This is a genomic window from Myroides albus (genome assembly GCF_009711045.1).
Classification (GTDB): Bacteria; Bacteroidota; Bacteroidia; order Flavobacteriales; family Flavobacteriaceae; genus Flavobacterium; species Flavobacterium album_A.
Genome location: NZ_WMJX01000001.1, coordinates 209702 through 236701 on the forward strand (window position 1 = coordinate 209702; position 27000 = coordinate 236701).

General features: G+C 35.0%; 30 protein-coding genes. 11 read left to right on the plus strand and 19 right to left on the minus strand.

The window, feature by feature from the left end; all coding sequences use genetic code 11:
* Window positions 1–4: 4 nt before the first annotated feature.
* The 12 genes from GJV76_RS00910 to pdxA all read right to left on the minus strand — a co-directional run bounded on the left by GJV76_RS00910 (window position 5) and on the right by pdxA (window position 8943).
* Complete coding sequence (locus GJV76_RS00910; protein WP_155090763.1) at window positions 5–535, minus strand: NADH-quinone oxidoreductase subunit NuoE family protein; 531 nt, start codon at window positions 533–535, stop codon at window positions 5–7.
* Window positions 536–539: 4 nt separating this feature from the next.
* Entirely contained in the window at window positions 540–1775 is a 1236-nt protein-coding gene (locus tag GJV76_RS00915) for an NADH-quinone oxidoreductase subunit D (protein ID WP_155090764.1), read from the minus strand.
* Between the two features lie 22 nt (window positions 1776–1797).
* A complete protein-coding gene (locus GJV76_RS00920) occupies window positions 1798–2319 on the minus strand; it encodes an NADH-quinone oxidoreductase subunit C (protein WP_155090765.1) in 522 nt (173 codons plus the stop codon).
* Window position 2320: 1 nt separating this feature from the next.
* Window positions 2321–2872, minus strand: a complete 552-nt coding sequence (locus tag GJV76_RS00925) for an NADH-quinone oxidoreductase subunit B (protein ID WP_155090766.1) — start codon at window positions 2870–2872, stop codon at window positions 2321–2323.
* Between the two features lie 13 nt (window positions 2873–2885).
* Entirely contained in the window at window positions 2886–3251 is a 366-nt protein-coding gene (locus tag GJV76_RS00930; protein WP_155090767.1) for an NADH-quinone oxidoreductase subunit A, read from the minus strand.
* Window positions 3252–3457: 206 nt separating this feature from the next.
* On the minus strand, window positions 3458–3658 hold the full coding sequence (locus GJV76_RS00935; RefSeq protein WP_155090768.1) for a cold-shock protein: 201 nt from the start codon (window positions 3656–3658) through the stop codon (window positions 3458–3460).
* Window positions 3659–3893: 235 nt separating this feature from the next.
* On the minus strand, window positions 3894–5246 hold the full coding sequence (gene accC, locus GJV76_RS00940) for an acetyl-CoA carboxylase biotin carboxylase subunit (RefSeq protein ID WP_155090769.1): 1353 nt from the start codon (window positions 5244–5246) through the stop codon (window positions 3894–3896).
* A 76-nt stretch (window positions 5247–5322) separates the two neighbouring features.
* Window positions 5323–5808: an acetyl-CoA carboxylase biotin carboxyl carrier protein gene (gene accB, locus GJV76_RS00945; RefSeq protein WP_155090770.1), complete on the minus strand. Its 486-nt coding sequence runs from the start codon at window positions 5806–5808 to the stop codon at window positions 5323–5325.
* Between the two features lie 25 nt (window positions 5809–5833).
* Window positions 5834–6832: a beta-ketoacyl-ACP synthase III gene (locus tag GJV76_RS00950; RefSeq protein WP_155090771.1), complete on the minus strand. Its 999-nt coding sequence runs from the start codon at window positions 6830–6832 to the stop codon at window positions 5834–5836.
* Window positions 6833–6996: 164 nt separating this feature from the next.
* Complete coding sequence (gene rpmF, locus GJV76_RS00955) at window positions 6997–7194, minus strand: 50S ribosomal protein L32 (protein WP_155035003.1); 198 nt, start codon at window positions 7192–7194, stop codon at window positions 6997–6999.
* Window positions 7195–7203: 9 nt separating this feature from the next.
* Window positions 7204–7821 (minus strand): YceD family protein, encoded by a 618-nt coding sequence (locus GJV76_RS00960; protein WP_155090772.1) that lies wholly within the window; start codon window positions 7819–7821, stop codon window positions 7204–7206.
* Window positions 7822–7878: 57 nt separating this feature from the next.
* A complete protein-coding gene (pdxA, locus tag GJV76_RS00965) occupies window positions 7879–8943 on the minus strand; it encodes a 4-hydroxythreonine-4-phosphate dehydrogenase PdxA (protein WP_155090773.1) in 1065 nt (354 codons plus the stop codon).
* 56 nt (window positions 8944–8999) lie between these two features.
* On the opposite strand from pdxA, the gene GJV76_RS00970 reads away from it, so the two are divergent.
* The 5 genes from GJV76_RS00970 to GJV76_RS00990 all read left to right on the plus strand — a co-directional run bounded on the left by GJV76_RS00970 (window position 9000) and on the right by GJV76_RS00990 (window position 11980).
* A complete protein-coding gene (locus GJV76_RS00970; protein WP_155090774.1) occupies window positions 9000–9593 on the plus strand; it encodes a riboflavin synthase in 594 nt (197 codons plus the stop codon).
* Window positions 9594–9649: 56 nt separating this feature from the next.
* A complete protein-coding gene (locus GJV76_RS00975) occupies window positions 9650–10228 on the plus strand; it encodes an RNA polymerase sigma factor (RefSeq protein WP_155090775.1) in 579 nt (192 codons plus the stop codon).
* A 2-nt stretch (window positions 10229–10230) separates the two neighbouring features.
* The gene (locus GJV76_RS00980) at window positions 10231–10464 is read left to right on the plus strand and encodes a hypothetical protein (protein WP_155090776.1); all 234 of its coding nucleotides are present in this window, start codon (window positions 10231–10233) and stop codon (window positions 10462–10464) included.
* Entirely contained in the window at window positions 10454–11281 is an 828-nt protein-coding gene (locus GJV76_RS00985) for a mechanosensitive ion channel family protein (RefSeq protein WP_230381471.1), read from the plus strand. The genes GJV76_RS00980 and GJV76_RS00985 overlap by 11 nt, the downstream gene beginning before the upstream one ends.
* A 222-nt stretch (window positions 11282–11503) precedes the next feature.
* Complete coding sequence (locus GJV76_RS00990) at window positions 11504–11980, plus strand: hypothetical protein (protein WP_155090777.1); 477 nt, start codon at window positions 11504–11506, stop codon at window positions 11978–11980.
* An 861-nt stretch (window positions 11981–12841) separates the two neighbouring features.
* Here the strand turns inward: GJV76_RS00990 and GJV76_RS00995 are convergent.
* Entirely contained in the window at window positions 12842–13669 is an 828-nt protein-coding gene (locus tag GJV76_RS00995; RefSeq protein ID WP_155090778.1) for a universal stress protein, read from the minus strand.
* A gap of 174 nt (window positions 13670–13843) precedes the next feature.
* Here GJV76_RS00995 and rimP point away from each other — a divergent pair, with 174 nt between their 5' ends.
* The 4 genes from rimP to GJV76_RS01015 all read left to right on the plus strand — a co-directional run bounded on the left by rimP (window position 13844) and on the right by GJV76_RS01015 (window position 19414).
* On the plus strand, window positions 13844–14311 hold the full coding sequence (gene rimP, locus GJV76_RS01000) for a ribosome assembly cofactor RimP (RefSeq protein WP_155090779.1): 468 nt from the start codon (window positions 13844–13846) through the stop codon (window positions 14309–14311).
* A 16-nt stretch (window positions 14312–14327) separates the two neighbouring features.
* The gene (gene nusA, locus GJV76_RS01005) at window positions 14328–15566 is read left to right on the plus strand and encodes a transcription termination factor NusA (RefSeq protein WP_155090780.1); all 1239 of its coding nucleotides are present in this window, start codon (window positions 14328–14330) and stop codon (window positions 15564–15566) included.
* Between the two features lie 47 nt (window positions 15567–15613).
* The gene (gene infB / locus GJV76_RS01010) at window positions 15614–18610 is read left to right on the plus strand and encodes a translation initiation factor IF-2 (RefSeq protein ID WP_155090781.1); all 2997 of its coding nucleotides are present in this window, start codon (window positions 15614–15616) and stop codon (window positions 18608–18610) included.
* Window positions 18611–18742: 132 nt separating this feature from the next.
* Window positions 18743–19414 carry a zinc metallopeptidase gene (locus tag GJV76_RS01015; protein ID WP_155090782.1) on the plus strand — a complete coding sequence of 224 codons (672 nt, stop codon included), beginning with the start codon at window positions 18743–18745 and terminating at the stop codon, window positions 19412–19414.
* A 72-nt stretch (window positions 19415–19486) separates the two neighbouring features.
* On the opposite strand, the gene GJV76_RS01020 is transcribed toward GJV76_RS01015, so the two are convergent.
* A complete protein-coding gene (locus GJV76_RS01020; RefSeq protein WP_155090783.1) occupies window positions 19487–20308 on the minus strand; it encodes an endonuclease/exonuclease/phosphatase family protein in 822 nt (273 codons plus the stop codon).
* A 152-nt stretch (window positions 20309–20460) separates the two neighbouring features.
* Between GJV76_RS01020 and GJV76_RS01025 the strand changes: the two genes are divergently transcribed.
* Window positions 20461–21414, plus strand: a complete 954-nt coding sequence (locus GJV76_RS01025; RefSeq protein WP_160339394.1) for a bifunctional riboflavin kinase/FAD synthetase — start codon at window positions 20461–20463, stop codon at window positions 21412–21414.
* Window positions 21386–22708: an HTTM domain-containing protein gene (locus GJV76_RS01030; protein WP_155090784.1), complete on the plus strand. Its 1323-nt coding sequence runs from the start codon at window positions 21386–21388 to the stop codon at window positions 22706–22708. Before GJV76_RS01025 ends, GJV76_RS01030 begins: the two co-directional genes overlap by 29 nt.
* A 24-nt stretch (window positions 22709–22732) precedes the next feature.
* Here the strand turns inward: GJV76_RS01030 and GJV76_RS01035 are convergent, their stop codons facing one another.
* The 5 genes from GJV76_RS01035 to GJV76_RS01055 all read right to left on the minus strand — a co-directional run bounded on the left by GJV76_RS01035 (window position 22733) and on the right by GJV76_RS01055 (window position 27000).
* A complete protein-coding gene (locus GJV76_RS01035) occupies window positions 22733–23509 on the minus strand; it encodes a UDP-2,3-diacylglucosamine diphosphatase (protein WP_160339395.1) in 777 nt (258 codons plus the stop codon).
* Window positions 23510–23518: 9 nt separating this feature from the next.
* Window positions 23519–23971, minus strand: coding sequence for a 6-pyruvoyl trahydropterin synthase family protein (locus GJV76_RS01040; RefSeq protein WP_155090786.1), 453 nt, complete (start codon window positions 23969–23971; stop codon window positions 23519–23521).
* A gap of 80 nt (window positions 23972–24051) precedes the next feature.
* Window positions 24052–24861, minus strand: a complete 810-nt coding sequence (locus tag GJV76_RS01045; protein WP_155090787.1) for a hypothetical protein — start codon at window positions 24859–24861, stop codon at window positions 24052–24054.
* Between the two features lie 14 nt (window positions 24862–24875).
* Window positions 24876–25706, minus strand: coding sequence for a hypothetical protein (locus GJV76_RS01050; RefSeq protein ID WP_155090788.1), 831 nt, complete (start codon window positions 25704–25706; stop codon window positions 24876–24878).
* 526 nt (window positions 25707–26232) lie between these two features.
* Entirely contained in the window at window positions 26233–27000 is a 768-nt protein-coding gene (locus GJV76_RS01055) for an enoyl-CoA hydratase/isomerase family protein (protein WP_155090789.1), read from the minus strand.

Genomic DNA, 27000 nt, shown 5'->3' on the forward strand with positions numbered 1-27000 from the left:
ATTACTATTTGTCGTGAAGAATTACTTTTCCTGATTTACAATCGTCAATGATTTGATCGATTTTTTCTTTTGTTAAGTGTTCTTTGTAGAAATCTCCTAACTGCATCATTGGAGCGTAACCACATGCACCTAAGCATTGTACTCCAACAACCGAAAACATGCCATCTTCTGTTGTTCCTCCTGGTTGTATGCCCAATTTTTCACAGGCATATTCCATCATATCGTCCGCTCCTCTAATTCCACAACATGAAGTTAGACAGAACTCAAACATGTATTTTCCCATTGGTTTTTGATTGTACATGGTATAAAATGTAACAACTTCGTAAACTTCAATAGGCGTGATTTCCAATATCTCTGCAACTTTATCCATTAGTTCCGCACTCAGCCAGTTATCATGAGCATCTTGTACTTCATGTAATACTGGTAGTAATGCTGATTTCTTTTTATCAGCAGGGTAGTGGCTTAGAAGTTCGTTAATACGCTCTTGTAAAGCTGGAGTGATATCTATATTTTGTTTATATTTCTTAGTTTCCATAGTATTATGCGTCTAATTCTCCTGCAATGATGTTTAAACTTGATAAAGTGATGATTGCATCTGATAACATACCATCTTTTACAATGCTATTATAAGCTTGATAGATGATAAAGCATGGTCTTCTAAAATGTAATCGATATGGCGTTCTACTTCCGTCAGTAATTAAGAAAAATCCTAATTCACCATTGGCAGCTTCTACTGGGTGGTACAATTCTGTAACAGGTACAGGAACTTCACCCATAATTATTTTGAAGTGATAGATTAGTGCTTCCATGTTTGTATACACATCTTCTTTTGGAGGAAGATAGTAGTCAGGAACATCTGCATGGTAAGGCCCTTCAGGTAGTTTGTCTATGGCTTGTCTAATGATTTTTAAACTTTCCCATACTTCTGCATTTCTAACACAAAAACGGTCATAACAGTCACCGCTTGTTCCTACTGGGATTTCAAAATCAAAATCTTCATATGAGCAGTAAGGTGTTGCTACACGCACATCATAATCTACTCCAGCAGCTCTTAAGTTAGGTCCTGTAAAACCATAATTGATTGCTTCTTCTGCTGAAATACCTCCAATACCAATGGTTCTGTCCATGAAAATTCTATTTCTTGTCAATAGACTTTCAAATTCAGCCCATATTGCAGGGAATTCTGAAAGAAACTCTTCGATTAATTGCCAAGCTTTAGGACTCCATTCTCTCTCGAATCCTCCGATTCTACCCATATTAGTAGTTAATCGCGCTCCGCAAATCTCTTCGTATATTTCGTATATTTTTTCTCTATATTGGAATACATAAAGGAATCCTGTTAACGCACCAGTATCCACACCCATAACTGAGCTACAGATAATGTGATCAGCTATACGCGCTAACTCCATTATGATAACACGCATGTATTGTACGCGTTTAGGAATTTCAATACCCAATGCTTTCTCAACAGTCATCCACCAAGCTGTATTGTTGATAGGTGATGAACAGTAGTTCAATCGATCTGTTAAAACATTGATTTGATAAAAAGGTCTGTTTTCAGCGATTTTCTCAAATGCTCTATGTATATAACCTATAGTTCCTTCACCATCTATCACTTTCTCACCATCTAACAAGATAATGTTTTGAAAAATACCGTGAGTAGCTGGGTGCGTGGGACCAAGGTTTAATATTTGTAATTCTGTACCATCTTGCTTAAACTTTTCTTCTATAAGTTTAGCATATCGCTCTTCAGGAGGTAATAATAAGTCTGACATAATACTTTCTTTACCAGTTTAATTAACAATTATGAACAGTTCGTCCAAAGAATCTGTCATCTTTGTCTGTTCTACCTGCATCTTCCATTGGATGTTCTTTTCTCAATGGGAATGATTCCATTGTATCTACATTTAGAATACGCTTTAATTGAGGATGTCCTTTAAAAGTAATTCCGTAGAAATCATACGTTTCTCTTTCTTGCCAATTAGCACTTTTGTACAAGTCAGAAACTGTATCAACAACTGGGTTTTTAATGCTTAGGTAGGTTTTGATACGCACTCTTACATTTTCAAACCAGTTATGCAAATGATATACAACTGCTAATTGTCTGCTCTCTACTTCTTCTGCATAGTTTACTCCGCAAACATCAGTTAGAAAGTTAAAGCCCATTTCTTCATCTTCTTTTAAGAATTGGATGATATCATGTGCTTTTTCGTGTGAAACTTCGAACACTAGCATACCGTGCTGTTCGTGAAAGTCTACTACAGCTTCACCAAAGGTAGCTTGTAACTTTTTTTGAATTGTGATATTATCTAGTGCCATTTTATTTATTGATATTATATGAATTTAATAAGTCGTCGTATTCTTTTGTACCTCTTCGATTTACTGATTCAGATTTGATGATTTCTTGTAAGCGAAGTACACCGTCTAATATTTGTTCTGGTCTTGGAGGACATCCTGGTACGTATACATCTACTGGGATTACTTTATCGATTCCTTGTAGTACTGAATATGTGTCAAAAATTCCACCCGAACAAGCACAAGCTCCAACAGCAATAACCCATTTAGGTTCAGCCATTTGTTCGTATACTTGACGTAAAATAGGTGCCATTTTCTTTGAAATGGTTCCCATTACCATTAGCATATCAGCCTGTCTTGGAGAGAAACTCATACGTTCAGAACCAAAACGAGCAACATCGTATGTTGCTGCCATTGTTGCCATAAATTCGATACCACAACAAGATGTTGCGAATGGAAGTGGCCACATTGAGTTTGCTCTTGCTAAACCAACAACTGAGCTAAGCTTTGTTGCAAAAAAGCCTTCTCCCACATAGCCCTCAGGGGCATCTACCATATTGTAATTTTTTTCACTCATCTCTTTTGAAGTTTTAGTCCCACTCTAGTCCTTTTTTCTTGAACTCGTATAGTAATCCGATTAAAAGAATAAATAAGAATATTCCCATTTTAGCTAAACCGTCCCAGCCTAATTCTTGGAAATTTATAGCCCATGGATATAAGAAGATTACTTCAACGTCGAATAAAACAAAAAGGATTGCAACTAAGAAGTATTTAACATTAAAAGGAATTCGGGCACTACCTAAAGACTCCAAACCACATTCCCAATTACTGTCTTTTATTTTTGAATGTTTTTTAGGTCCCAATTTTCCAGATACCCAAATTGTCAAGGATACAAACCCAGCTGCTAAAGCGATTTGCATCAATACGGGTATAAAATCGAGTTGACTTATTTGCATATAATATAGTATTTATGTTAATACAATATACAAATATAGTGCCTCGGTCGCGTTTTACAAAGCTTTGGGTTTGTTGGTGTTGGCTCAATTAAGAGGAAAGGTGAAATACGTATTTAGATTAATTTAAAATAGTATATTTAAGTATATAAAAAGCCATCTTAAGACTAAGATGGCTTCTGTAACAGTGATTAATTATATAATGATTCTTAACCTTCTATAATTGTAACTTCTGTAGCGATAAGGCCTTTTTTTCCTTTTTCTTCAATGTAAGAAACCTTATTGCCTTGTTCGATATTTTTGCTTGTTAATCCTGTGATGTGAACAAAAATGTCTTGTTTAGTTTGGTCGTTAGTGATGAAACCAAAACCTTTTTCTTCGTTGAAGAACTTAATTACGCCCGTTTGCATTTGTAAATAATATAAATTAATAATAACCAAATATAAGGTTTGTTTTAAGATTATCAGATTTATATTTTATTTTTTTACAAAAAAATAGCTATTTACTCGAAATCTTAATTCTATACCGTGTTAAGTGTAGTTTTTTGTGTTTAATGCTTGGTATAAAGTGATTTGCTGTGCGAAATCATTAATGTAGGCAGATAAAAAAAGAGCGTATTTTATATAAATACGCTCTTGCTTTTTATTATTCTTCTTCTACAGGTTTCATTTTGAATGTGTCCATAAATGCTGTAGTGTAATTTCCTGCAACATAATTTGGATCATCCATTAATTGTCTGTGGAATGGGATTGTCGTTTTGATTCCTTCAATTACGAATTCATCTAAAGCTCTTTTCATTTTGTTGATTGCTTCTTCTCTTGTTTGAGCAGTTGTAATCAACTTAGCTATCATTGAATCGTAGTTTGGTGGAATTGTATATCCAGAGTACACGTGAGTATCAAGTCTTACTCCATGCCCACCAGGAGCATGTAAGGTAGTAATTCTACCTGGAGAAGGTCTGAAGTCATTGTATGGATCTTCAGCGTTGATACGACATTCTATTGAGTGTAATTTTGGAGTATAATTCTTACCTGAGATAGGTGTACCAGCTGCAACTAAAATTTGCTCTCTGATTAAATCATAATCAATTACTTGCTCAGTGATAGGGTGTTCTACCTGGATACGAGTATTCATTTCCATGAAGTAGAAGTTTCTGTCTCTGTCTACTAAAAATTCGATTGTACCAGCACCTTCATATTTAATATATTCAGCTGCTCGCACTGCTGCTTCACCCATTTTTTCTCTTAATTCATCAGTCATGAATGGAGAAGGTGTTTCTTCAGTTAATTTTTGGTGACGTCTTTGTACAGAACAATCTCTTTCAGATAAGTGACATGCTTTTCCGTATTGATCTCCTACAATTTGAATTTCGATGTGACGTGGGTCTAAAATTAATTTCTCCATGTACATTCCATCATTACCAAATGCAGCAGCAGCTTCTTGTCTTGCGCTCTCCCAAGCTTTTCCAAGATCTTCTTCTTTGAAAAGTTCACGCATTCCTTTACCTCCACCACCTGCTGTAGCTTTCATCATAACTGGGTAACCAATTTCTTTAGCTGTTTTTTTAGCATGCTCTAATGAAGTAAGTAATCCTTCAGAGCCTGGTACTGTAGGTACTCCTGCTTTTTTCATTGTTTCTTTAGCAGTAGCTTTGTCTCCCATTTTTTCGATTTGTTCTGGAGAAGCACCAATAAATTTGATACCGTGCTCTTGACAAATTTTTGAGAACTTAGCATTTTCAGATAAGAAACCATATCCAGGGTGGATAGCGTCAGCATTTGTGATTTCTGCAGCAGCAATAATGTTAGACATCTTTAAGTAAGATTGGCTACTTGGTGCAGGTCCTATACATACTGCTTCGTCAGCAAAGCGTACGTGTAAGCTATCTGCATCAGCAGTTGAATAAACAGCTACTGTTTTAATCCCCATTTCTTTACATGTTCTAATAACGCGTAAAGCAATCTCACCTCTGTTTGCAATTAATATTTTTTTAAACATCTCTTGAAATTTTAATTTTACTTTTGTTGTTCACTTTTCTTGAAAGTGAAATAGAAATTGTATTTATAAAAATTCCTTAAGATGGATCAACTAAGAATAATGGTTGATCAAACTCTACTGGAGAAGCGTCGTCTACTAGTACTTTTACAATTTTACCAGAAATTTCAGATTCAATTTCATTGAATAATTTCATTGCTTCAATAACACATACTACATCACCAGATTTAATAGTTTTTCCAACTTCAGCAAAAGGATCTTTGTCTGGAGCAGGTTTTCTATAAAATGTACCAATGATAGGAGATTTAATAGTGATATATTTAGAATCTTCATCAGCAGCTTTTACTTCTGTTGCTGGTGCAGCTACAGGAGCGTTTCCTTGCGTAGGCACAGCTGTTTGTTGTAAAGATGAAGCAACTGGTACTTGTTGAATGTAAGTAGTCTCAGTGTTTCCAGTTTCAGTCGTTTTGATAGTGATTTTAAAATCATCCATCTCTAATTTTACTTCTGTAGCACCTGATTTTGCTACGAACTTAATTAAGTTTTGAATTTCTTTAATGTCCATACCCAATGAATTGGTTAGTTGTTTTTTATTGTTTTGTATAAGCCCACTTTAGATAAATTGAACCCCAAGTGAAACCACCTCCAAAAGTAGCAAAAATAATATTGTCTCCTTTTTTTAGTTTATCCTCGTAGTCGCAAAGTAATAACGGTAAAGTGGCAGATGTTGTATTTCCGTATTTTTCGATGTTCATAAGAACTTTAGCCTCGTCTAAGCCCATGCGGTGCGCAGTGGCGTCAATGATGCGTTTGTTAGCTTGATGAGCTGCTAACCAAGTTACGTCTTCATGGCTAAGATTGTTGCGTTTCATGATTTTTTCACTTACGTCAGCCATGTTAGATACAGCGTATTTGAATACAGATTTACCATCTTGGAACACATAGTGTTGTTTGTTGGCAACTGTTTCAGCGCTTGCAGGTAAGATAGAACCTCCTGCGTCAATTTTTAGATATTGTCTTCCAATTCCATCACTTCTTAAGTATTCGTCTTGGAATCCATAGCCTTCTGTATTAGGTTCAAAAAGTACAGCTCCTGCAGCATCTCCAAAGATGATACATGTAGCGCGATCAGTATAGTCAATGATAGATGACATTTTATCTGATCCTATAAGTAGTACTTTTTTGTATCTACCAGATTCTATGTAAGCTGATGCTACTGACATTCCATAAAGGAAGCTTGAACATGCGGCTTGTAAATCAAATGCAAAGGCGTTTGTAGCTCCAATCTGTGTTGCTACATAAACTCCTGTGGTTGCTACTGGCATATCAGGGGTAGCAGATGCAAGAATGACTAAATCAATATCTTTTGGATCTAGATTAGCTTTTTGCATTAGGTTCTCAGCGGCTTTAATAGCCATATAAGAAGCACCTTCTCCTGGTTTCTTAAGAATTCTACGTTCTTTTATACCTGTTCGTGTAGTTATCCACTCATCGTTAGTGTCAACCATTTTTTCTAAATCTGCATTCGTCAGTTTATCTTCTGGTAAGAAGCATCCAACTGCAGTAATGGCTGCGTGTATTTTTGTCATATGGTGTTGCTTTACTTTATAAAAACATTCCAAAAAGAAGCGAAAATTACAAAAAAAAAACGAATCTAAGCTCTTTCGGAGCTATAAAGTGATTTTTTTGGTCTGTTTCAAACAAAAAAAAACTCTCACACATTGTGAGAGTTCTTAAAATACTTTTCTCAAGGTTACGCTTCTACTTCAGTAGTTTTGTCGATAACAACTTGTCCTCTGTAGTACATTTTTCCTTCGTGCCAGTAAGCTCTGTGGAATAAGTGAGCTTCTCCTGTTACTGGGCAAGTAGCGATAGTTGGAGCTACTGCTTTGTAGTGAGTTCTTCTTTTATCTCTTCTTGTTTTCGAGGTTTTTCTCTTAGGATGTGCCATTTTACTATATTATTTATCCGTTAATAGTTTCTTTAATTCTGCCCATCTAGGGTCTATTTCTTCATTGTTATTTTCTTGATCATCGATGTCTTCATCTTCTTGATCGTCGAAATCATCTTCTAGTTCTAAAAAGTCTAGTTCGTCATCAAAATCTAAATCCAAATCATCTTCGTTATAGTATCCTAAGATATCTAAAGCTTCAGATTCTAATGTTCCATCTAATACACCTGGGTGTACTCGCTTTTGCGGAATAGATAGTACTATCATCTCATAAACATATTGAGCTATGTCGATTTGATGTTCTGTAAATGGTACTATAAGTAACTCATCGTGATCGTTGTTGAACTCGTCTCCAAATTTAACGACAAGGTTTAACTCGTTGTTTATTGGTAAATCAAAGTCTTGATTTGTAACGTCACAAGGTACATTTGCTATTCCGTTGCTTTCAAAATGTAATTCTAAAAGCGTGGTTTTCTTGTTTAAAAGAACGGTTATTTGAGCGTCAATTGTATTGAAGTCATTGTAATCATAGTTGTCAAAAAAACTATTATCTACTTGAATTTCAAATTTGTGCTCTCCATTTTTTAATCCTGTAAAAGGAATTAAAAATTTATTTTCAACTTTCATGAAATACATGATTTGAGCGTGCAAAGATAAAAAAATATTATTATTACAAGCTAGTTATCAATTTTTTTTTGTACCAAAATCTTTTTCTTGTGGTTCTAAGGGATTTGCTGAAGCCTCCGCATTATAGGCTCTATTGTTATAGATGTCAATAGCCAAATAGATTGCTTCTCTAAAAGAAGTAGCATCAGCGAGCCCTTTCCCTGCTATCTCGTATGCTGTTCCATGGTCAGGGGAAGTTCTGATTTTGTTCAAACCAGCAGTATAGTTGACTCCCTTTCCAAATGAAAGCGCTTTAAATGCTGCTAAACCTTGGTCGTGGTAACAAGCAAGTACAGCATCAAACTTTTTGTGTGTTTCTGAGCCGAAGAATCCATCAGCCGGGAATGGTCCTGAAACTAAAATACCTTCATCACTTAGTTTTTTAATAGTTGGAATTATGGTTTCTTGTTCTTCCGTACCTATAATGCCATTGTCGCTTGCATGTGGGTTTAATCCTAATACTGCGATACGTGGCTTAAAGATATTGAAGTCATTGATCAAAGAGTGATTGATAGTTTTCACTTTTTTCTCTATGAGTTCTGGTGTTATAGCTGCCGAAACATCTTTTAAAGGGATATGGTCTGTTAATAAACCTACCCTTAAATCTTCAGCTACCAAAAGCATTAATGCATCTCCTTCTAATTCACTGTTTAAATAGTCTGTGTGACCAGGGTATGAAAATTCCTCATCGTTGCTATTGTATTTGTTGATTGGAGCTGTGACTAATATGTCAATTTCACCTTCTTTTAGCGCTTTTGTAGCTTCTGTGAATGACTTTATAGCGTATTTACCTACTACTGGATCATTTTGTCCGAAAGAAATATTTACATTTTCTTTCCATAGGTTATAAACGTTTAGCTTGTGGGGAATAACCTGTGTTAAGTCGTCAATTCCCTGTATGGCTGTATTGTTGTTTATCGTCTTTTTTACGTATGATAAAGGTTTTGAATTTGCAAAAATAATTGGTGTACAGATTTCAAGCATTCTATTGTCTTCAAAAGACTTAAGTATTACTTCACATCCAATTCCATTTAAATCACCTATCGAAATCCCTACTTTTATATTTTCTTTTTTTTGGGTCATAGTATCGCGTAATTATTGCTACTTTTGAAGCAAATTTAATAAAAATAAATTGAGTTATGTTTACAGGTATTGTTGAAAGCATTGGAAAGATAGAAAAAATTAAAGGTGATCGCTCAAATCTTCACATAACAGTTAGTTGTGATTTTACAAGTGAACTGAAAGTTGATCAAAGTGTTTTGCACAATGGTATTTGCTTGACTGTAGTGTCAATTGAAGGAAATGCCTATACTGTGACAGCAATAAAAGAAACAATAGATGTAACTACTGTTGGAAGTTGGACAGAGGGAATGAAACTGAACCTTGAGAGAGCAATGCTGTTTAACGGTCGATTGGATGGACATATAGTACAAGGGCACGTAGATCACATAGGGGAATGTGTTTCTATTGAAGATGTGTCTGGTAGTACATACTATGGCTTTAAATTTAGTGAGAATTCTATTCATACTACAATTGAAAAGGGGTCCATTACGGTAGATGGTACTAGTTTGACTGTTGTGGATTCGGGGGTAAATACGTTTAAGGTGGCTATTATACCTTATACGAAGGAGCACACTATTTTTCAGTACTATAAATTGGGAACAACCGTCAATCTCGAATTTGATGTAATAGGTAAGTATGTTTCTAAATTAATGCAAATAGGTAGGTTGTAATAACCTTTCGATTATAAAATATAAAAGGCTTTTTTGATAAAGTCTAATAAAGTGGTATGAAGGTTAATCTACAGAATAATAACTTTACTACTATGACAGATGAGGACTTAGTCCAGATGATTGTGCATAGTGGTAATACAAGTTTGTTTGGGATTCTCTATGATCGGTATGCTCAGAAAGTGTATTCAAAGTGTTTAGGTTTTGCGGAGTCGAGAGATGTCGCAGAAGATTTGACACAAGATGTTTTTGTAAAGCTATATCTGAATCTTAAAAAGTTTAGGGGGGAATCAAAGTTTTCTACTTGGCTGTATTCTTTTACTTATAATCATTGTGTGAATTATTCCAAATTGGTTTTGAAAAAAAGAAGACGAGAAGAGGATTTGAATGAGGAATATCAGGACTTGATGGCTGATGAAGAAATAACAGACGAAGAAATCTTTGCTTTAAGTGTTGGTAAGTTACAAGAGGCCTTAGGGCAAATTGATGCAGAAGATAAGATTATCTTATTGATGAAATATCAAGATGATAAATCTATTAAGGAAATTGCTCAAATGCTTGAAATGGGGGAGAGTGCTATTAAAATGCGATTGCATAGAGCAAAGAAAAAAATTGTTGAAATTTATAACTCATTATAATTATGGATAATCCTTTTAAAAAAATACTGCAGGACGAAAAGTTGCCTGTCTATATAAAGGATAGAGTAATTGATAATCTAAACTTTATCAAGCTGTCCTTAGATGTGTCTGAGTTATATACTGTCAAAGTACCTCAGGCACTGGGTAGTGTCATAGGTGAAAGTGACAAAAAGAAAGAACAAGAATTGATTGAAAAAATTATAAACGCAAAAAAGAACGAAAATAATGATGAATAGACTGTTTAATTTTGAGTATCCAACAGAAATGTTGAACTCAGTATTTGATTCGTTAATACGTGGTGTGATAGGCTTTGCATTAATTTTAGGTTATGTGTTGCTGTGTTGGTTGTTAGTTAAGTTTTTTGCTTACTTATTGAAAAAAATATTTCAATTTATCCGCTTGGATAGTGTTCAAAAACTGATTGATGAGAATGACTTTCTTGCTAAAACAAATATTGCAATCAAAGTTGATGCAATCGTTATTTTCTTTATGAAAATCTTCATTATCTTCTTGATGATTGTTATTGGAGCCGAAATGTTTGGTCTAAGTATAGTGTCTAAGGAGATAGGAAATCTAATGTTGTATATTCCACAGGTATTTGTTGCTTTGTTGATTTTTGTAGGAGGACTATATTTGGCAACTTGGATTAAGAAAACTGTGGTAGGTGTGCTCAAGGCTGTTGACTTCAGTGGTGCGAGAATGATAGGGAATATATTGTTTTACTTTATTCTTGTATTTGTTGTCATTACGACTTTGAATCAAATGGGAATTAATACTTCTATTATTACGAATAATATTTCGATCATCGTCGGTGCTATTCTGTTGACTGTAGCTCTGTCTTTAGGGTTAGGTGCAAAGGATGTGGTGACAAGGCTGCTGTTTTCTTTTTATACAAGAAAGAATTTGGAATTAGGTCAGTTAGTTCGAATTGATGGTTTAGAAGGGTATGTGATTTCTATTGACAATATTTATTTGTGTCTTTTGGTAGAAGGGAAAAAGCATTTCTTGCCAATTGCAAAGGTGTCTGAAAGTCATATTGAAATTGTAAAATAAGCAATTTTTAGTAATAGGTAGGTTATGATGACGAATAGTTGGTATTTGATTAAAATGACTGCCGCTACTCTTTTTATAATTTATGGTTTGTATCGATTTTCTCTTGCAAATACCCGAATATTTGTATGTTGATGATTTGGTTGAAGGGTATTTGTCCTGTTTTAGAAATGAATAATAATATGCAGAAAGGCAGTCGAAAGACTGCCTTTTGCGTTATGTTATGTGAATAAGTTTGAGTTAGTTGGGCTTAGTTATATGTATGATGCAGATGGTGTCAATACGAATGAATATAATGTCATAAAGGTAAATGTCAATGATTTTAGTGGTTTTGATGTTGAGGCGGAAAGCAAAGTGGTACCATTACTGACAGATGGTCTTTCATTGCACGATGCAGTTGGTTTTGGTATGGATAAGTTAGGCAATTACTACTGTGCATTCAATCATAGTGAGAATGGAGAATATGGTAGTAAAGTTTTTTTAATTGATAAAAGCAATGGAACTTTAAAAGAAGAATTTACTACGGGTGAAATCTATTCTTTAGAATATGATGATAAGTCAAATTCTCTTTTCTGTGTAGTCTATGATGAAGATAGTGGAGATGTAAGGTTTGTTCAATATGATCTGTCATCGCGAACTAAGGTTCGCAATGAAGTTTTAAATCATGCAGCGGGTATTATAGGAATGAGAGTGATGAAATAAAAAAGGTAAATAGTAGATTACTTGGCAATAAAGGTAAATAGATAGCATTATAGGAAGTCGTTTTTTTATGGAGAATTATGTCTGTTGAGAAAAAGTTGACAAGTGTATAAATATTGTATCCAGAGGTTTTTTCTCTCTGGATATTTTTTTGTTTATCAAGTGGTGTAGTGTGTAAGGTTTGGTCAGAAAAGTATAGGGTGTAATCACTGTGATAGACATGGTAGTGTCTGAGTACTGTAGTTTGGGTAGGGTTGGTTCAAGAGGTAGAAACGTGATGTGAGGGCTGTACTTTAGAGATGTTGACGCATTTCTATTTAATTCCAGATACACCAATGTTTGTTATTGGTGTAATCACGGAGGTTGATACTAATGTCGAGAAGTTTTTAGAAGTCAATCCGGTTATCTTATAAAAGGGGTTGGCTTGCACTTTCTTGGGGATTGCTTGGGGTTTTCTTGGAGTTTCCTAGCCTAAAGGGTGGTTTTGTCGAAGAAAGGTGCAAGAAAGGTGCAAGAAAAGTACAAGATAGTCGCAGGCGACCTTCTGGTAGATTAGTGCAAAATGTTTGGTGATTGGTGTGTGAATACAGTAAAACAGTAGATTTTCTCTGTATTTATTTTCGAAAAGATGTTTTAGTATTGCTTTATAGACTGTTAATTCAAATACATGAGGGAGGTATTTGTTACGCTATGAGCGGTATTGGTTGGGTTGTTGTTGGGTTGTTGTTGGGTCTTTTGAAAGGGATGTTGTCATTGCACTTAAATATAATGTATAAAAAAAATCCAGAGAGATTACCCCTCTGGATCTGATATGTGTTGACTTGTCAACTTGTTTAGTAAGTAGACAATATACTATAGGTAGTATTAATCTATTTTGAAAGTAATAACAGATTTACTTGAGTGATTTACTAAATCTTCACTTATACTGCCATTGAAGAAGTGAGCTAAACCTGTACGACCATGTGTTGCTATACCGATTAGATCAGCATCTATTTTCTTAGAAAAGTTGATTATTCCTTTTTCGATATTCATATCGTTATAAGTACATAGGTCGAACTCTTTGTCTGTTAAAGTATCTAAGAACTTTTCTACAATTTCTTCTGCTACGTGAGTAGGTTTAAAATTGTTAGGTGTGTTTACCATTAACAGGTGGAATTTACTTCCTAATATTTTATTGAAATTTAGTGCTTTTTTAAAAGGCTCAGTCATCCCTTCTGAGAAATCAGATGCAAAAACAAAATCTTTAATCTCAAAATCTTCTACCTCACCTTTAATTACCAAAACAGGAATATTTGATGTTCTGACAACTTTTTCGGTATTAGATCCTACGAAATACTCTTTTACTCCACTTACCCCATGAGATCCCATGACGATAAGGTTCACTTTGTTGTTCTCTGCAGATTTAGTCACACCTAAAGAAGTGCGATCTAAGATAAGGCTTGATGATATTGTAATTCCGTTAAATATAGGGTCGTGCGCTAATTCTTCAAGCTTTGCATCAGCAGCTTTTTTAAAGAACATAACTTCAGTAGCAGGAGTTCCTTTGTTGATACTGTCACTACCTTGTTGTGGCAAATCAAGAATGTGTAGTAAAATGATTTCTGCGTTCATTTTTCTGGCAATAATAGCAGCGGCTTTAGTTGCATTATAGGCTTGATTAGAGAAATCTGTTGGAACTAGAATCTTTTTCATGATGTAATTAATTTGAATATGAATTATGTTGTTTTATTGATTAAATAAAGTTAAGAATATAATTATCAATAGACAAAAGTTTTATTTGTAATAAAAAAATTGTACATTTGTGTCGTTATTTATTAAAAAAGTTAAATAATGAGGGGACATAGTAGTCCCCTCTTTTTATAGCATATGACGTTAAAAGTAAAAGTACAAGGATTAATTGATCAGGCATTTGAAGAGTACACAGACTTGTTTTTGATAGACTTTACAATATCGGCTGATAATAAGATTGTTGTAATTATAGATGGAGATCAAGGTGTGACGTTGCAGAATTGTATTGATGTGAGTCGTGCTATTGAACATAACTTAGATAGAGAGGAGGAGGACTTCGCTCTTGAAGTTGCATCTGCAGGAGCAGCAGCACCTTTAAAATTATTGAGACAATATCCTAAAAATATTGGACGTAAATTAAAGGTAATAACTACAGAACAAGAAAAAATAGAAGCTACACTTGAAAGTGTAGGTGATGATAGTATTGTTCTGAAATGGAAAGCAAGAGAGCCTAAACCGATAGGAAAGGGAAAGGTTACTGTTGAAAAGGAAGCTATAATTCCTTTTGATAAGATTAAAGAAGCGAGTGTTATAATTTCATTTTAAAAAAATAGAATATCCGATGGAGAATAGAGATTTAGTAGATTCATTCTCAGAATTTAAAGACGAAAAAGATATTGAGCGTGTAGCGCTTATGGCAATTCTTGAAGATGTATTGAAAAATGCCTTGAAGAAGAAGTATGGATCAGACGATAATTTTGATATTATCGTTAACCCAGACAAAGGAGATTGTCAGGTGTTTAGAAACAGAATTGTTGTAGCAGATGGAGAGGTAGAAGATGATAATGCAGAAATTTCTTTGTCAGAAGCAAGAAAAATTGAAGCAGATTTTGAAGTAGGAGAAGAGGTGTCAGAGGAAGTGAAGTTGGAAGGACTTGATCGAAGAGCTATCTTGGCGTTACGTCAAAACTTGTATTCTAAGGTAACTGAACATGACAATACTTCTTTATACAAACAATTTAAAGATTTAGTTGGAGAAATTTATTCAGCTGAAGTGCATCATGCTCGTCCAAAAATCATAATTTTGATGGACGAAGGAAAGAATGAAATTGTTTTGCCAAAAGAGAAACAAATTCCATCTGATTTCTTTAGAAAAGGAGATACAGTACGCGGTATTATTGAGGCGGTTGAACTAAAAGGTTCAAAACCTCAAATTGTTATGTCAAGAACTTCATCTAAGTTTTTAGAGAAATTATTTGAACAAGAGATTCCAGAAATCGAATCAGGGGAAATTACAATTAAGAGAGTAGTTCGTATCCCAGGTGAGAAAGCAAAAGTGGCAGTAGATACTTATGATGATAGAATTGACCCAGTTGGAGCATGTGTCGGAGTAAAAGGATCTAGAATTCACGGAATCGTTCGCGAATTAGGAAATGAGAACATTGATGTAATCAATTATACAGAGAATACAGAATTGTTTATTAAGCGTGCATTAGCACCAGCGCGTATCAATAAAGTAGTGATAGATGAAAATGCTAAAAAAGCAAACGTTTATCTTGATTTAGAAGAAGTATCACGAGCAATCGGTAGAGGAGGTCAAAACATTAAATTGGCTGGAATGTTGACAGGGTACGATATCGATGTGATGCGTGAATTAGACCCAGAAGACGATGACGTTGAATTAAGAGAATTCAAAGACGAAATCGAAGCGTGGGTGATTGAAGAATTTAGTAAAATAGGTTTAGATACTGCGAAAAGCGTGTTGAACCTAGGTGTTGAGGAATTAGTAAAGAGAACTGACCTTGAGGAAGAAACGGTATTAGATGTAATCCGTATCCTAAAAGAAGAGTTTGAAGACTAATTGAAGCACCAAAACAACACAACACATTAATACACTAAAAAGATAATATGTCTGAAGAAAGAGCAATAAGAATTAATAAAGTTTTAAGGGAATTAAATATTTCTCTCGATAGAGCCGTAGACTTTTTGAAAGGCAAAGGATATGAAATCGATGCAACACCAAATGCTAAAATTTCTAAAGAAGAATACAGTGTTTTGTGTAAACAATTTTCTGCTGATAAAGGCAAGAAAGAAGCTTCTATTGAGGTAAGTGAAGAGAAAAAGAAAGAAAAAGAAGCATTAAAATTGGAGCGCGATAAAGAGCTTGAAGAGAAAAGAAAACAAGAGGAAGCACGTATTAAACGCGAGCAAGAAATTATCAGAGCTAAAGCAGAGGAAATTACTGCTGTAAAGACTGTTGGTAAAATTGATCTTGAACCTAAGAAAACTAAAGTTGCTTCAGGCGAGTCTAAAAAGGTGGAAAATGTTGTGAAAGATGCAACAGTGGCTGAAAAAGTAGACAAAAAAGTAGAAAAAGCTACTAATGCTGATACTAAGAAGAAAACAGTTAAAGCTGAAGAAAAACAGGTAGCTCCAAAAGTTGATGCAAACGAAGCAACTAAAATAACGAATACGGAAAAGCAAGTGGAAGCTAAGAAAGAAGTAAATAAATCACAACAGAAAAATACTGTAGAGGAGAAAGATTCTTCAAACCAAAAGCAGAATTTCAAGAAAGAGGCAAATGATGCGCAAGCTGAGCCTACGGCAGGGGATGAAGTAATCAAAACAAATTATCAGAAACTTTCAGGTACTACTTTTACAGGTAAAACAATTGATTTATCTCAATTTGATAAACCTAAAAAGAAAAAAGAAGATCCTAAAAAAGGAAATTCAAAAGATGGTAACAACCCTGGAAGCGGAAAGAATAAGAGAAAACGCATTGCTAAGCCAGCTAATGGAAATGCTGAAGGAGCAAATAACAACGAGAATAATAACAATAACCGACCAAACAATAACAACAATAATAATAAGGGCGGTAACAATAATAGTGGTAATAACAACAATCGCGGAGGTAACAACAACAACCGTGGAGGAGGAAAATTTGGTAACAAAAACCAAAATAACAGAAGAAATACTCCACCTGTTGTAAAAGCTGAACCTACTGAGGAAGAAGTTAAAAACCAAATTAAGGAGACACTTGAGCGTCTTCAAGGTAAGGGTAACAAATCTAAAGCTGCTAAATATCGTCGTGATAAACGAGATGTTCATAGAAAAAAATCTGATGAAGAGCAAAAAGCATTAGAGGCTGGAAGCAAAACATTAAAAGTAACCGAGTTCGTTACTGTTGGTGAAATTGCTACTATGATGGATGTGCCTATTACTAAAGTTATTGGTACTTGTATGTCTCTTGGTATCATGGTTACCATGAATCAGCGTTTGGATGCTGAAACATTAACTATTGTTGCTGATGAGTTTGGATTCGAAGTTGATTTTACTACTGCAGATTTAGATGAGTCTATTGAGGAAACTCCAGATAGACCAGAAGATTTACAACCAAGAGCGCCAATTGTGACAGTGATGGGTCACGTTGACCATGGTAAAACATCTTTGTTAGACTATATTCGTAAAGCAAACGTTATTGCAGGAGAATCAGGAGGTATTACACAGCATATTGGTGCTTACGGAGTAACACTTGAAGGAGGACAAAAAATTACATTTTTAGATACTCCTGGTCACGAGGCGTTTACCGCTATGCGTGCGCGTGGTGCTCAAGTTACCGATATCGTAATTATTGTGATTGCTGCGGATGATGATATTATGCCACAAACAAAAGAGGCTATAAGTCACGCACAAGCTGCTGGTGTACCGATTATCTTTGCTATTAATAAGATAGATAAGCCTACGGCTAATCCAGATAAAATTAAAGAAAAACTTGCTTCAATGAACTTGTTAGTTGAGGAATGGGGTGGTACTTACCAATCTCAAGATATCTCTGCTAAGCAAGGTCTTAATATGAAGGAATTACTTGAAAAAGTATTGCTTGAGGCAGAAATGCTTGATTTAAAAGCAAACCCTTCTAAGCTTGCAGTTGGTACAGTAGTAGAAGCGTACTTAGATAAAGGACGTGGATATGTATCTACTGTATTAGTACAAGCTGGTACATTAAGAGTGGGAGACTACTTGTTGGCAGGACGTAGCCACGGAAAAGTTCGTGCAATGCACGATGAACGTGGAAACTCTGTAAAAGAAGCAGGTCCTTCTCGTCCAATTTCTGTACTGGGATTAGATGGAGCACCAACTGCTGGTGATAAGTTTAATGTATTTGAGGAAGAGAAAGAAGCAAAACAAATTGCTGCTAAACGTACTCAATTGATTCGCGAGCAATCTGTACGTGCACAACGTCATATTACTTTAGCAGAGATTGGTCGTCGTATTGCATTAGGTGATTTCAAAGAGTTAAATATTATTCTTAAAGGGGACGTGGATGGTTCTGTGGAAGCATTATCTGATTCATTCTCTAAATTATCTACTGAGGAAATTCAAATCAATATTATTCATAAAGGAGTTGGAGCTATTACAGAATCTGACGTATTGTTAGCTTCTGCTTCGGATGCTATTATTATCGGATTTAACGTTCGTCCAATGGCTTCTGCTAAACAATTAGCTGATAAAGAGGAAATCGATATCCGTAACTACTCAATTATCTATGACGCTATTGATGACTTGAAAGATGCGATGGAAGGTATGTTATCTCCAGAATTGAAAGAGGAAGTTACTGGTACTGCTGAGATTCGTGAGTTATTCAAAATTTCTAAAGTTGGTACGATTGCTGGATGTATGGTTACTGACGGTAAGATTTTCCGTAGTTCAAGAATCCGCCTTATCCGCGAGGGTGTGGTTATCTACACTGGTGAGTTGACTGCTTTAAAGCGTTTCAAAGACGATGTTAAAGAAGTGGCGAAAGGATATGACTGTGGTATTCAGATTAAAAACTACAACGATATTAAGGAATATGACACTATAGAGGCGTTCCAAGAAGTTGAAGTTAAAAAGAAATTGAAATAATCAATTATACATAGGAAAGGGAGTTGCGAAAGCAACTCCCTTTTTTGTTTTACATCATGACAATCTGACGAAATGACATATTTTATTTTTGGCTTGTGATTTGCTATATTTATAGTAGTAAATATTAATGATATGATGTGGATTCTTTTGATAGCTGTAATGATTGCAAGCTATTACATTCAATACAAGTTGAAATCAAAGTTTGAAAAGTATTCTAAAGTACAATTGCAGAATGGAATGAGTGGTGCAGAAGTTGCACAAAAGATGCTGTTGGATCACGGTATTAGGGATGTGCGCGTGATATCTACTCCAGGTAGATTGACTGATCACTATAATCCAAGTGATAAGACTGTGAACCTTAGTGAAGCTGTCTATAATGAACGCAATGCTGCTGCAGCTGCTGTAGCTGCACATGAGGTTGGTCACGCTGTTCAGCATGCAACTGCTTATCATTGGTTGACTATGCGCTCAAAGATGGTTCCTGTAGTAAGCTTTTCTTCTAATATTGTAACTTGGGTGTTGTTAGGTGGAATCTTATTGATTAACACTTTCCCTCAATTGCTATTATTCGGTATTGGGCTTTTTGCTTTGACAACGATCTTTTCGTTTGTTACCTTACCTGTTGAGTACGACGCAAGCGCAAGAGCCTTGAAGTGGTTGGAAGCCAAAAACATCGTTACCCAGCAAGAATATGCAGGTGCTAAAGATGCATTGTCTTGGGCAGCCAGAACGTATGTGGTCGCTGCAATATCATCATTGGGTACACTTTTGTATTACGTGATGATCTATATGAACAGACGTTAGTTATTAAATTTTATATAAGTAAAGTGGAGGACACCTTTAATAAGGTGTCCTTTTTTTGTTTTTTTACAGTCTTTAGTTAGGAGTTACTCTTACTGCTATCGGTATGTGATCAGATATTTTTCTTGCTTCTTTTATGTCATTGAAGTCCTCGTAGAATAGAATTGTATCTTGACTCTCAATGGTGAAATCTTTTTTAGATAAGAAGATATTATCATATTCAGAAGCTAAGCAGTCATTGTTAATACACTTTTGTCTTAGACTTGTTTTTTGGTCAGTAAAAACGGGTTGGTAAGTCATTTTCTTTAGGGGATTAAAAACACTGTGACTTTGGGGAGTATTGAAATCTCCTAAAAAGATCAATCTTTGATCAGTATATTGTGTGGGAAAGAATTTGAAGTATTTAATCTCCTTTTCGGGTTGATGTTTTTTGGGTAAGGCATGAAAGTTGAATATCATAAACTCTTTTCTTTTGTATTCAAAAGTAGCTATGTAAGGTTCTCTTTCGATTTGATCTTTGTAAGTCTGTTCTAAAGTAGGTCTGTTTTTTAGCTTTACTTTACTTGTTTTCCAAAGGTAAGCATATCGTTCTGAGCGATAAGGGCTACTATCTGTCGGTGGGCTAATAGCGTAATCCCATTTGGTACCTGTCGAATTAGTTAATTCAAGATGTAGTGCGGCCAGTGTTTTTGCCCCTGAGGGATTGGTGACTATTTCTTGTATAGCGACGATATCAGCAGATTTAATTGTTTTAGCAATGAATTCAATTTCATCAGTAGTTTTACTTGAACCGAAGTTATTTAAATTCCATGTCATGATTGTTACTTGTGCATATAATGGTAAAAGGAATAATAAAAAAAATAGTGTAACAGTTGTTTTAAAAGATTTTTGAGGCATATATGATATTTAATATGTTAAACCTAATTGTAGATAGGTAGATTAAAGAAATTTTGTAAATACAATTTGTAAAAATGCCGTATTTTTACATTTCTTTACGAGCTATTAGGCGCGCTCAAAAGTAAACATCTAATCTAAAATTTTAAATTAAAGTGAGAACATTTTCTTCGATAAACGAGTTTCATGCAGAAAAGAAAGTTGTAGCAACATTGGGAACATTTGACGGTGTACACAAAGGTCATCAGAAGATTATTCACCGATTAGTTGAAGCGGCGAAGAAGGATAATGGAGAAAGTTTAGTTCTAACATTCTTTCCACATCCTCGTATGGTTTTGAAACAAGACAATAGCATTAGGTTGTTGAATACGTTAGAGGAGAAAAAGCTATTATTAGAAGGTTTAGGTTTAGACAATTTAGTAGTTCAGAAGTTTGATTACGAATTTTCACAATTAACTGCAGAGGAGTTCGTAGAGCAAGTATTGGTAAATAAGTTTAATATTTCTAAGATAATTATTGGATACGACCATCGTTTTGGCAAGAATAGAACTGCAGATATTAACGATTTAAAGCTATTCGGTGAGAAATATGGTTTCGAGGTCGAAGAAATATCAGCAGAAGAAATAGATCACGTTTCTGTTAGTTCTACTAAGATTCGCCATGCATTAGAGATTGGTGATATGGCAATGGCTAACGAGTTCTTAGATTACGAGTATTTCTTTTCTGGAGTCGTTGTTCACGGTAAGAAGTTAGGGAGAAAATTAGGTTTTCCGACGGCTAATATTGAGATTGACGAGGATTATAAACTGATACCTCAGAATGGAGTTTATGTAGTGGAATCTGAAATAAATGGTGAACGCGTAAAGGGGATGATGAGTGTAGGTGTGAACCCAACCTTTGAAGGACACCCTTATACGATAGAAGTAAATTACCTAGATTGGGATGGAGATTTATATGATAAAATTTTAAAAGTTCGTATCTTAGACAGAATAAGAGATGAATTAAAGTTTAACAATCTAGACGAGTTAATTGCTAAGTTACACAACGATGAACAGGTAACTCGTGAATTTTTTGAGAAGTATGTGGAAAAAAGCACTTCAACCAATTGATAACTTCCCACTAGTTATATTTAGAATTTTCTTTGGATTTTTATTTGCATGTGAGTCTTTTGGTGCTATAGCTACTGGATGGGTGCGTACAAATTTAGTTGATGTCCAGATGACTTTCTCCCATATTTATATGGATTTTTTACAGGTCTTAGTTGGTCCTCAAATGTATGTTTATTTTGCATTGATGGGATTTGTATCTATTGCTGTTATGTTAGGGTGGCGCTACCGCTTGAATATTGTACTATTGACAATTTTATGGGCTGGTGCTTATTTTATTCAGAAGACTTCGTATAACAATCACTATTATATGTTGTTGCTGATTTGTTTTTATATGTGCTTTTTACCAGCACATCAATATGCCTCTATGGATGTAAAAGCAGGTCGGGTTGATAAAAAGTTATATATGCCGCGTTACTTTTCGTGGTTTTTTATCTTTCAGGTAACTATTTTATATGTTTTTGGTACAGTTGCAAAGTTTTATCCCGATTGGCTTGATGGAACTTTTACTCGTTTAATGTACCAAAGTGCTAATATTCCGGAAGTATTTAAGGAAGTGTTTACTCAGAAGTGGTTTTACATTACGATTGCTTATTTGGGTATTATTTTCGATGGATTAATTGTTCCGATGTTGTTGTGGAAGAAGACACGTACATTAGGAGTTATAGCAGCTTTGACTTTTCACCTTTTTAACTCTGCAACTTTACATATTGGAATTTTTCCATATTTTGCTTTGAGTTTTTCGGTGTTTTTTTATGAACCAGAACAAGTACGTCGTTTGTTTTTCAAGAAGAAACCTGTTTTTGAAGTGACTGATGATTTGACTAGTTACGGTACACAGAACTTTTTAAGCAAAGGGCAATTGTATGTTTTAAGTGCGTTTATGGTTGTGCAAGTTTTATTGCCTTTGAGAATACACTTTATAAAGGGAGATACACTTTGGACAGATGAAGGTCATCGTCTAAGTTGGCGAATGATGTTGCGTTCTCGTGTAGGTTATACTGATTTTATTGTAGAGAATAAAGATACGAAAACAAGAAGTTATTATCCATTAGCAGAAGTTTTATCTACTAAGCAAGCGGCGCGTTTAACTTCACCTGATATGATATGGCAAATGGCTCAGGTAATCAAAAAAGAATATGCTGCTAAGGGAGAAGATGTAGCTGTATACGCAGATAGTTTTGTCTCTATAAATGGACGTCCTTATAGTAGATTTGTTGATAATACGGTTGATTTAGGTAATGTAGGATGGAATTATTTCACACACTGTCCTTGGATCTTAGAGAAACCATTTTAATAAAACAAAAAGCCTTGATTACAATCAAGGCTTTTTGTTTTCTATTTCTTTCTTATATTCTACTAATTCTAGATTACTATTAAAAACGGCATACGTAAAGTAATTAATCCAATCTCCTAAATTGACATATTTAGAATTTGGGTTTAAATCCAATACCATAGGTAAATGCCTATGACCAAATACGAAGTAGTCGTAGTGTTGCGTTTCTAATTTGCGCTTGGCATAAAGAATTAACCATTCCTTATCTTCCCCTAAATAGGTGATATCTTCCTCTCCTGAGATAAGTTTATTCTTTACTGATAAGTACGAACCTAATCTCACGCCAATATCTGGATGTAACCATCTAAATAGCCATTTTGAGAATTTATTGGTAAATACTTTTTTCATTCTCTTGTAACCAAGATCTCCAGGTCCTAAGCCATCTCCATGACCAATAAAGAACTTTTTGCCATTGATATTAAATATTTTTGGCTCGTGAAATACAGGAATACCCAATTCTTTTTGGAAGTAATCATCCATCCATAGGTCGTGATTACCGACAAAGAAGTAAACGGGTACACCACGATCCTTTATTTCAGCAAGTTTTCCGAGAATTCGAACAAACCCTTTTGGTACAACTGTCTTATACTCAAACCAAAAGTCAAAGAGATCACCGAGTATAATTAATGCTCCCATATCGTGTTCTTTATCGCGAAGCCACTGCAAAAATAGTTGTTCACGAGGAATACTTTTTTCACGAGTCGGTGCTCCAAAGTGTTGATCGGATGCAAAATATACTTTCTTATTTGTTTGAATATTTATTTCCAAATTCTAAAGATTATCTGATTGGTGCCATTCAGCATAAGAAGATTCTGTTTCCTGAAGTCTTAATGAATATAGTTCAATTCCATCAGGAAGTCGGTCTTTTATTTTATTAGCAAAATCGATGACCATGTTTTCACTTGTAGGTTGATACTCTACCAGAATAACATGGTGTCCACGTTGTTCTAATTCCTTAGCAAGTTCAATGTGTGGAGTGTTTTTATTAAAAACAGTTGCATGGTCAAAATTGTCAACTATTTCTTCCTTCACTATTTTTTTTAGATCTCCAAAATCTATAACCATTCCATATTTTACATTATTTGTATCCTCAATAGGGCTACCAATAACAGTTACTGCTAATTTGTAACTATGTCCATGAACATTTTTACACTTGCCATCATATCCAAATAAGGCATGTCCAGTTTCAAATGTAAATTGTTTTGTAATTCTAATCTTAGGCATAACTAAAAATTTTGACAAAGGTAAGGAAAAAAAAGCCCTTACATTCATATATAACCCTGCCTTTTTACGGACTATTACTCTTAGAAGATGCGGTATTTTAATTGAAAGGAAACTTTAGGCCACCATTTGATACGATTAAGCCACTTTTCAGCTTCTTCATCATATTCGACATTTTCATCAAGTTCAAACGCTACTTTGCTCCCTCCTTGTTTGATTGTATAATCACCTTGGTACATCATACCAAGTTCAAAAGTGAAACCCAATCTACTTTTAGATATCGCTCTTCCTATTCCAAATCCTAAATAGGGTTTAATTACATTACCAACAGTGGCTTGTGCATCGATATTCCCATTATTGATGTCTATAACATTCCCTTGAAAATCTAAAGTAGGCCATTCTTCACCTTCTAGTGGATTAGCTCTTTCACCATCTTTATCAATCAAGTAACCGTGTAAGTCCACTTTGTTATTTCCCATGTATAAGCCGCCTGATACAAAAAACAACCCTCCTTTTACTGGGTAAAAGTCAACTAAAGCATGTCCATGAAACATATTTAGTTTTCCTTTCATTGTCAGATCAGGTCTGTAGCCAAAAGTTTTGCTTAATTCATTTCGTGGGTCATCGGGAGTACCATCATAGTATTTAGAGTTATACTTGAAAAAATTGATACCAGCTCTTAATTGAAGATTAGGTGTTAAGGGTGAACTCGCTTCTGCTGTAATCCCCATACTTGTTATTCCAATACCAACTGATAATTCACTAAAAGCAATGTCTGAGTAGTGTTTTGCAACTGGTTCTGGTTGGAAAGTAAAACCATCAGCAGATTGAGCATTAACAGAAAGTATACTTAGGAGAATACAAACCAATAGGTATAGTGCATTAGTTTTCATAAATTAAATGATTATTAAAAAATACGATAATTGATTTTCAGTTCAGCTTTTGGCCACCACCTGAGCCATTCGTTATATTTTTGTGTATCCTCTACTCTTGCGTCAGCCTCCTTACCTGTAGTTACTTTTTGTCCATTTTGTTTTAAAGTATAGTCGCCTTGATATAGCATACCGACTTCGAGCTTGATGCCTATTCTTCGCATACTGACAGATCTTCCTACTCCTATACCTAAGTATGGTTTTACGACATTTCCTAAACGCATTTCTGCATCTAATCGCCCTTTATTTAAGTCTAAGATATTTCCATCATATTCTAAAGTGGGCCATTCGTGCCCTACGAGTATATCTGCTGGATTTCCTTTGTCATCGATGAAGCCACCTTTGACGGAAACGGTATTTCTACCGAAGTAAAAACCTCCAGAGATGAAAAACACTCCTTCTTTATTGGGATAGAAGTCTACTAATGCGTGGGCGTGAAATAGCTTGATTCGGCCTTCGACTTCCAATCTTGGCGAGTATCCAAAGGAATTGAGAAAATATCCTTGGGGATCTTCTATGTTTAGTTTCTGTGCGCTTGAGTTGTAATTTAGATAGTTGAGCCCTGCGCGTATCTTCAAATGTGGTGCTAATGGTGTAGCAGCTTCTATAGTTAATCCTAAAGTCGAGATACCAGCAGAAATATTTAAGTGGTCTAAGAATCTCGTGGCTAAGTGGGCATCACCAGATTTATCCACTAGGTGTCCAACCAAATCTTGTGGAGGGATGGTGTTGTTATCAGTAGATGCTTTGAGATTGTAAGACCCCAAAACGAAACTTAACAAGATTAAAGTAAGTAATCTTTTCATAGCAATTATAGTACCTTTATTTTTAGATTGTTAAAATTATATAAAAAATAGGAGGTAGGCTATTATATTTTTTTGGATTTTTAATTGTTTTACATAAAACACTGTGTTGTACAAAGGGGCTTTCAGTGTAATTAGTTTCTGTATGTAGTAGTGTTAATGACGTAGAACTCTTACATGTATGTGTGACTATTGATAGTATTTGATTTGAGCTGTTCGTTTGGTGCTTGTCGTTTGATGGTGAAGTGATAGACTTAGAATGGTACTTTATAGCCGATCATTCTCCTTTAAATACCTTGGATTGGTTTGTAATGTTTTTTTATAGTGTTTTTTTTACAGCAAGGTTTTGATTACGAGTATTTTATGAATGGCTCACAATTTGGAATTGTAAGACAAAGTTTCTTTAGCTTAGATTAAATAGGAAGAACTTGAAAAGGAATAATAGGATAATTGGTATATAATAAAAAGCGAAAAAGCATATAAGATAACTTATATGCTTTTTCGCTTATGCTATATTCAATAACTATTATTATTTCTTTTTAAATTGATTAAGTGCATTGATTGTAAACTCAGATAGAACCAGTCTACCCGAAACTTCAGCTCTTTGATGGAGAAGTTCACTCCAATGCTCTGTTCCTTCCCAGAATATTTTCTTCATCGCGATGAGAGCCTGTGGGTTGTACTCACTAACACGCTTAGCAAAATCACCAAGTTCTAAGTCCATACGGGTATCATCTTCATATAATTCTGCATATAGCCCATGAGTTTTTGCCCATGTGGCAGTTTTCCACTCATGTGCCGCGAGTGACATTTCTGTGAATGCAGTCTTTCCAATCTTTCTTGATACAGCTGGTTCGATGACGAACGGACCTATACCGATGGCTAATTCTGATAACTTGATAGCCGCTTTATCCGTTGCATAACAATAGTCGCAAGCAGCAGCTAATCCTACACCACCGCCTACAGTCTTGCCGTGAATACGTCCAATAAATATTTGTGGACTTCGGCGCATAGCATCTATTACTGAGGCAAACCCTGAAAAGAATTTCTTCCCAGTCACTTGGTCTTTGATGGATAATAATTCATCAAATGATGCTCCTGCACAGAAAGCACCTGTGCCTGCACTTTTTAGGATAACTACTGTAATTGCTTTGTTTTTGCTTAGCTCTTCTATCTTGTCTGTAAGTTCTCTTAGCTGATAACTTGGAAAAGAATTGCTGGCAGGATTATAGAAAGTTAGGGTTGCTATTTTGTCTTGTATTTCTGAGGTAATAAAGGGCTTATTTGATTTTTCCAT

Excerpts from the sequence above, each read along its gene's own strand:
- GJV76_RS00910 (WP_155090763.1), bottom strand. The coding sequence starts at position 535 with ATGGAAACTAAGAAATATAAACAAAATATAGATATCACTCCAGCTTTA.
- GJV76_RS00915 (WP_155090764.1), bottom strand. The coding sequence starts at position 1,775 with ATGTCAGACTTATTATTACCTCCTGAAGAGCGATATGCTAAACTTATA.
- GJV76_RS00920 (WP_155090765.1), bottom strand. The coding sequence starts at position 2,319 with ATGGCACTAGATAATATCACAATTCAAAAAAAGTTACAAGCTACCTTT.
- GJV76_RS00925 (WP_155090766.1), bottom strand. The coding sequence starts at position 2,872 with ATGAGTGAAAAAAATTACAATATGGTAGATGCCCCTGAGGGCTATGTG.
- GJV76_RS00930 (WP_155090767.1), bottom strand. The coding sequence starts at position 3,251 with ATGCAAATAAGTCAACTCGATTTTATACCCGTATTGATGCAAATCGCT.
- GJV76_RS00935 (WP_155090768.1), bottom strand. The coding sequence starts at position 3,658 with ATGCAAACGGGCGTAATTAAGTTCTTCAACGAAGAAAAAGGTTTTGGT.
- accC (WP_155090769.1), bottom strand. The coding sequence starts at position 5,246 with ATGTTTAAAAAAATATTAATTGCAAACAGAGGTGAGATTGCTTTACGC.
- accB (WP_155090770.1), bottom strand. The coding sequence starts at position 5,808 with ATGGACATTAAAGAAATTCAAAACTTAATTAAGTTCGTAGCAAAATCA.
- GJV76_RS00950 (WP_155090771.1), bottom strand. The coding sequence starts at position 6,832 with ATGACAAAAATACACGCAGCCATTACTGCAGTTGGATGCTTCTTACCA.
- rpmF (WP_155035003.1), bottom strand. The coding sequence starts at position 7,194 with ATGGCACATCCTAAGAGAAAAACCTCGAAAACAAGAAGAGATAAAAGA.
- GJV76_RS00960 (WP_155090772.1), bottom strand. The coding sequence starts at position 7,821 with ATGAAAGTTGAAAATAAATTTTTAATTCCTTTTACAGGATTAAAAAAT.
- pdxA (WP_155090773.1), bottom strand. The coding sequence starts at position 8,943 with ATGACCCAAAAAAAAGAAAATATAAAAGTAGGGATTTCGATAGGTGAT.
- GJV76_RS00970 (WP_155090774.1), top strand. The coding sequence starts at position 9,000 with ATGTTTACAGGTATTGTTGAAAGCATTGGAAAGATAGAAAAAATTAAA.
- GJV76_RS00975 (WP_155090775.1), top strand. The coding sequence starts at position 9,650 with ATGAAGGTTAATCTACAGAATAATAACTTTACTACTATGACAGATGAG.
- GJV76_RS00980 (WP_155090776.1), top strand. The coding sequence starts at position 10,231 with ATGGATAATCCTTTTAAAAAAATACTGCAGGACGAAAAGTTGCCTGTC.
- GJV76_RS00985 (WP_230381471.1), top strand. The coding sequence starts at position 10,454 with ATGATGAATAGACTGTTTAATTTTGAGTATCCAACAGAAATGTTGAAC.
- GJV76_RS00995 (WP_155090778.1), bottom strand. The coding sequence starts at position 13,669 with ATGAAAAAGATTCTAGTTCCAACAGATTTCTCTAATCAAGCCTATAAT.
- rimP (WP_155090779.1), top strand. The coding sequence starts at position 13,844 with ATGACGTTAAAAGTAAAAGTACAAGGATTAATTGATCAGGCATTTGAA.
- nusA (WP_155090780.1), top strand. The coding sequence starts at position 14,328 with ATGGAGAATAGAGATTTAGTAGATTCATTCTCAGAATTTAAAGACGAA.
- infB (WP_155090781.1), top strand. The coding sequence starts at position 15,614 with ATGTCTGAAGAAAGAGCAATAAGAATTAATAAAGTTTTAAGGGAATTA.
- GJV76_RS01015 (WP_155090782.1), top strand. The coding sequence starts at position 18,743 with ATGATGTGGATTCTTTTGATAGCTGTAATGATTGCAAGCTATTACATT.
- GJV76_RS01020 (WP_155090783.1), bottom strand. The coding sequence starts at position 20,308 with ATGCCTCAAAAATCTTTTAAAACAACTGTTACACTATTTTTTTTATTA.
- GJV76_RS01030 (WP_155090784.1), top strand. The coding sequence starts at position 21,386 with ATGTGGAAAAAAGCACTTCAACCAATTGATAACTTCCCACTAGTTATA.
- GJV76_RS01040 (WP_155090786.1), bottom strand. The coding sequence starts at position 23,971 with ATGCCTAAGATTAGAATTACAAAACAATTTACATTTGAAACTGGACAT.
- GJV76_RS01045 (WP_155090787.1), bottom strand. The coding sequence starts at position 24,861 with ATGAAAACTAATGCACTATACCTATTGGTTTGTATTCTCCTAAGTATA.
- GJV76_RS01050 (WP_155090788.1), bottom strand. The coding sequence starts at position 25,706 with ATGAAAAGATTACTTACTTTAATCTTGTTAAGTTTCGTTTTGGGGTCT.
- GJV76_RS01055 (WP_155090789.1), bottom strand. The coding sequence starts at position 27,000 with ATGGAAAAATCAAATAAGCCCTTTATTACCTCAGAAATACAAGACAAA.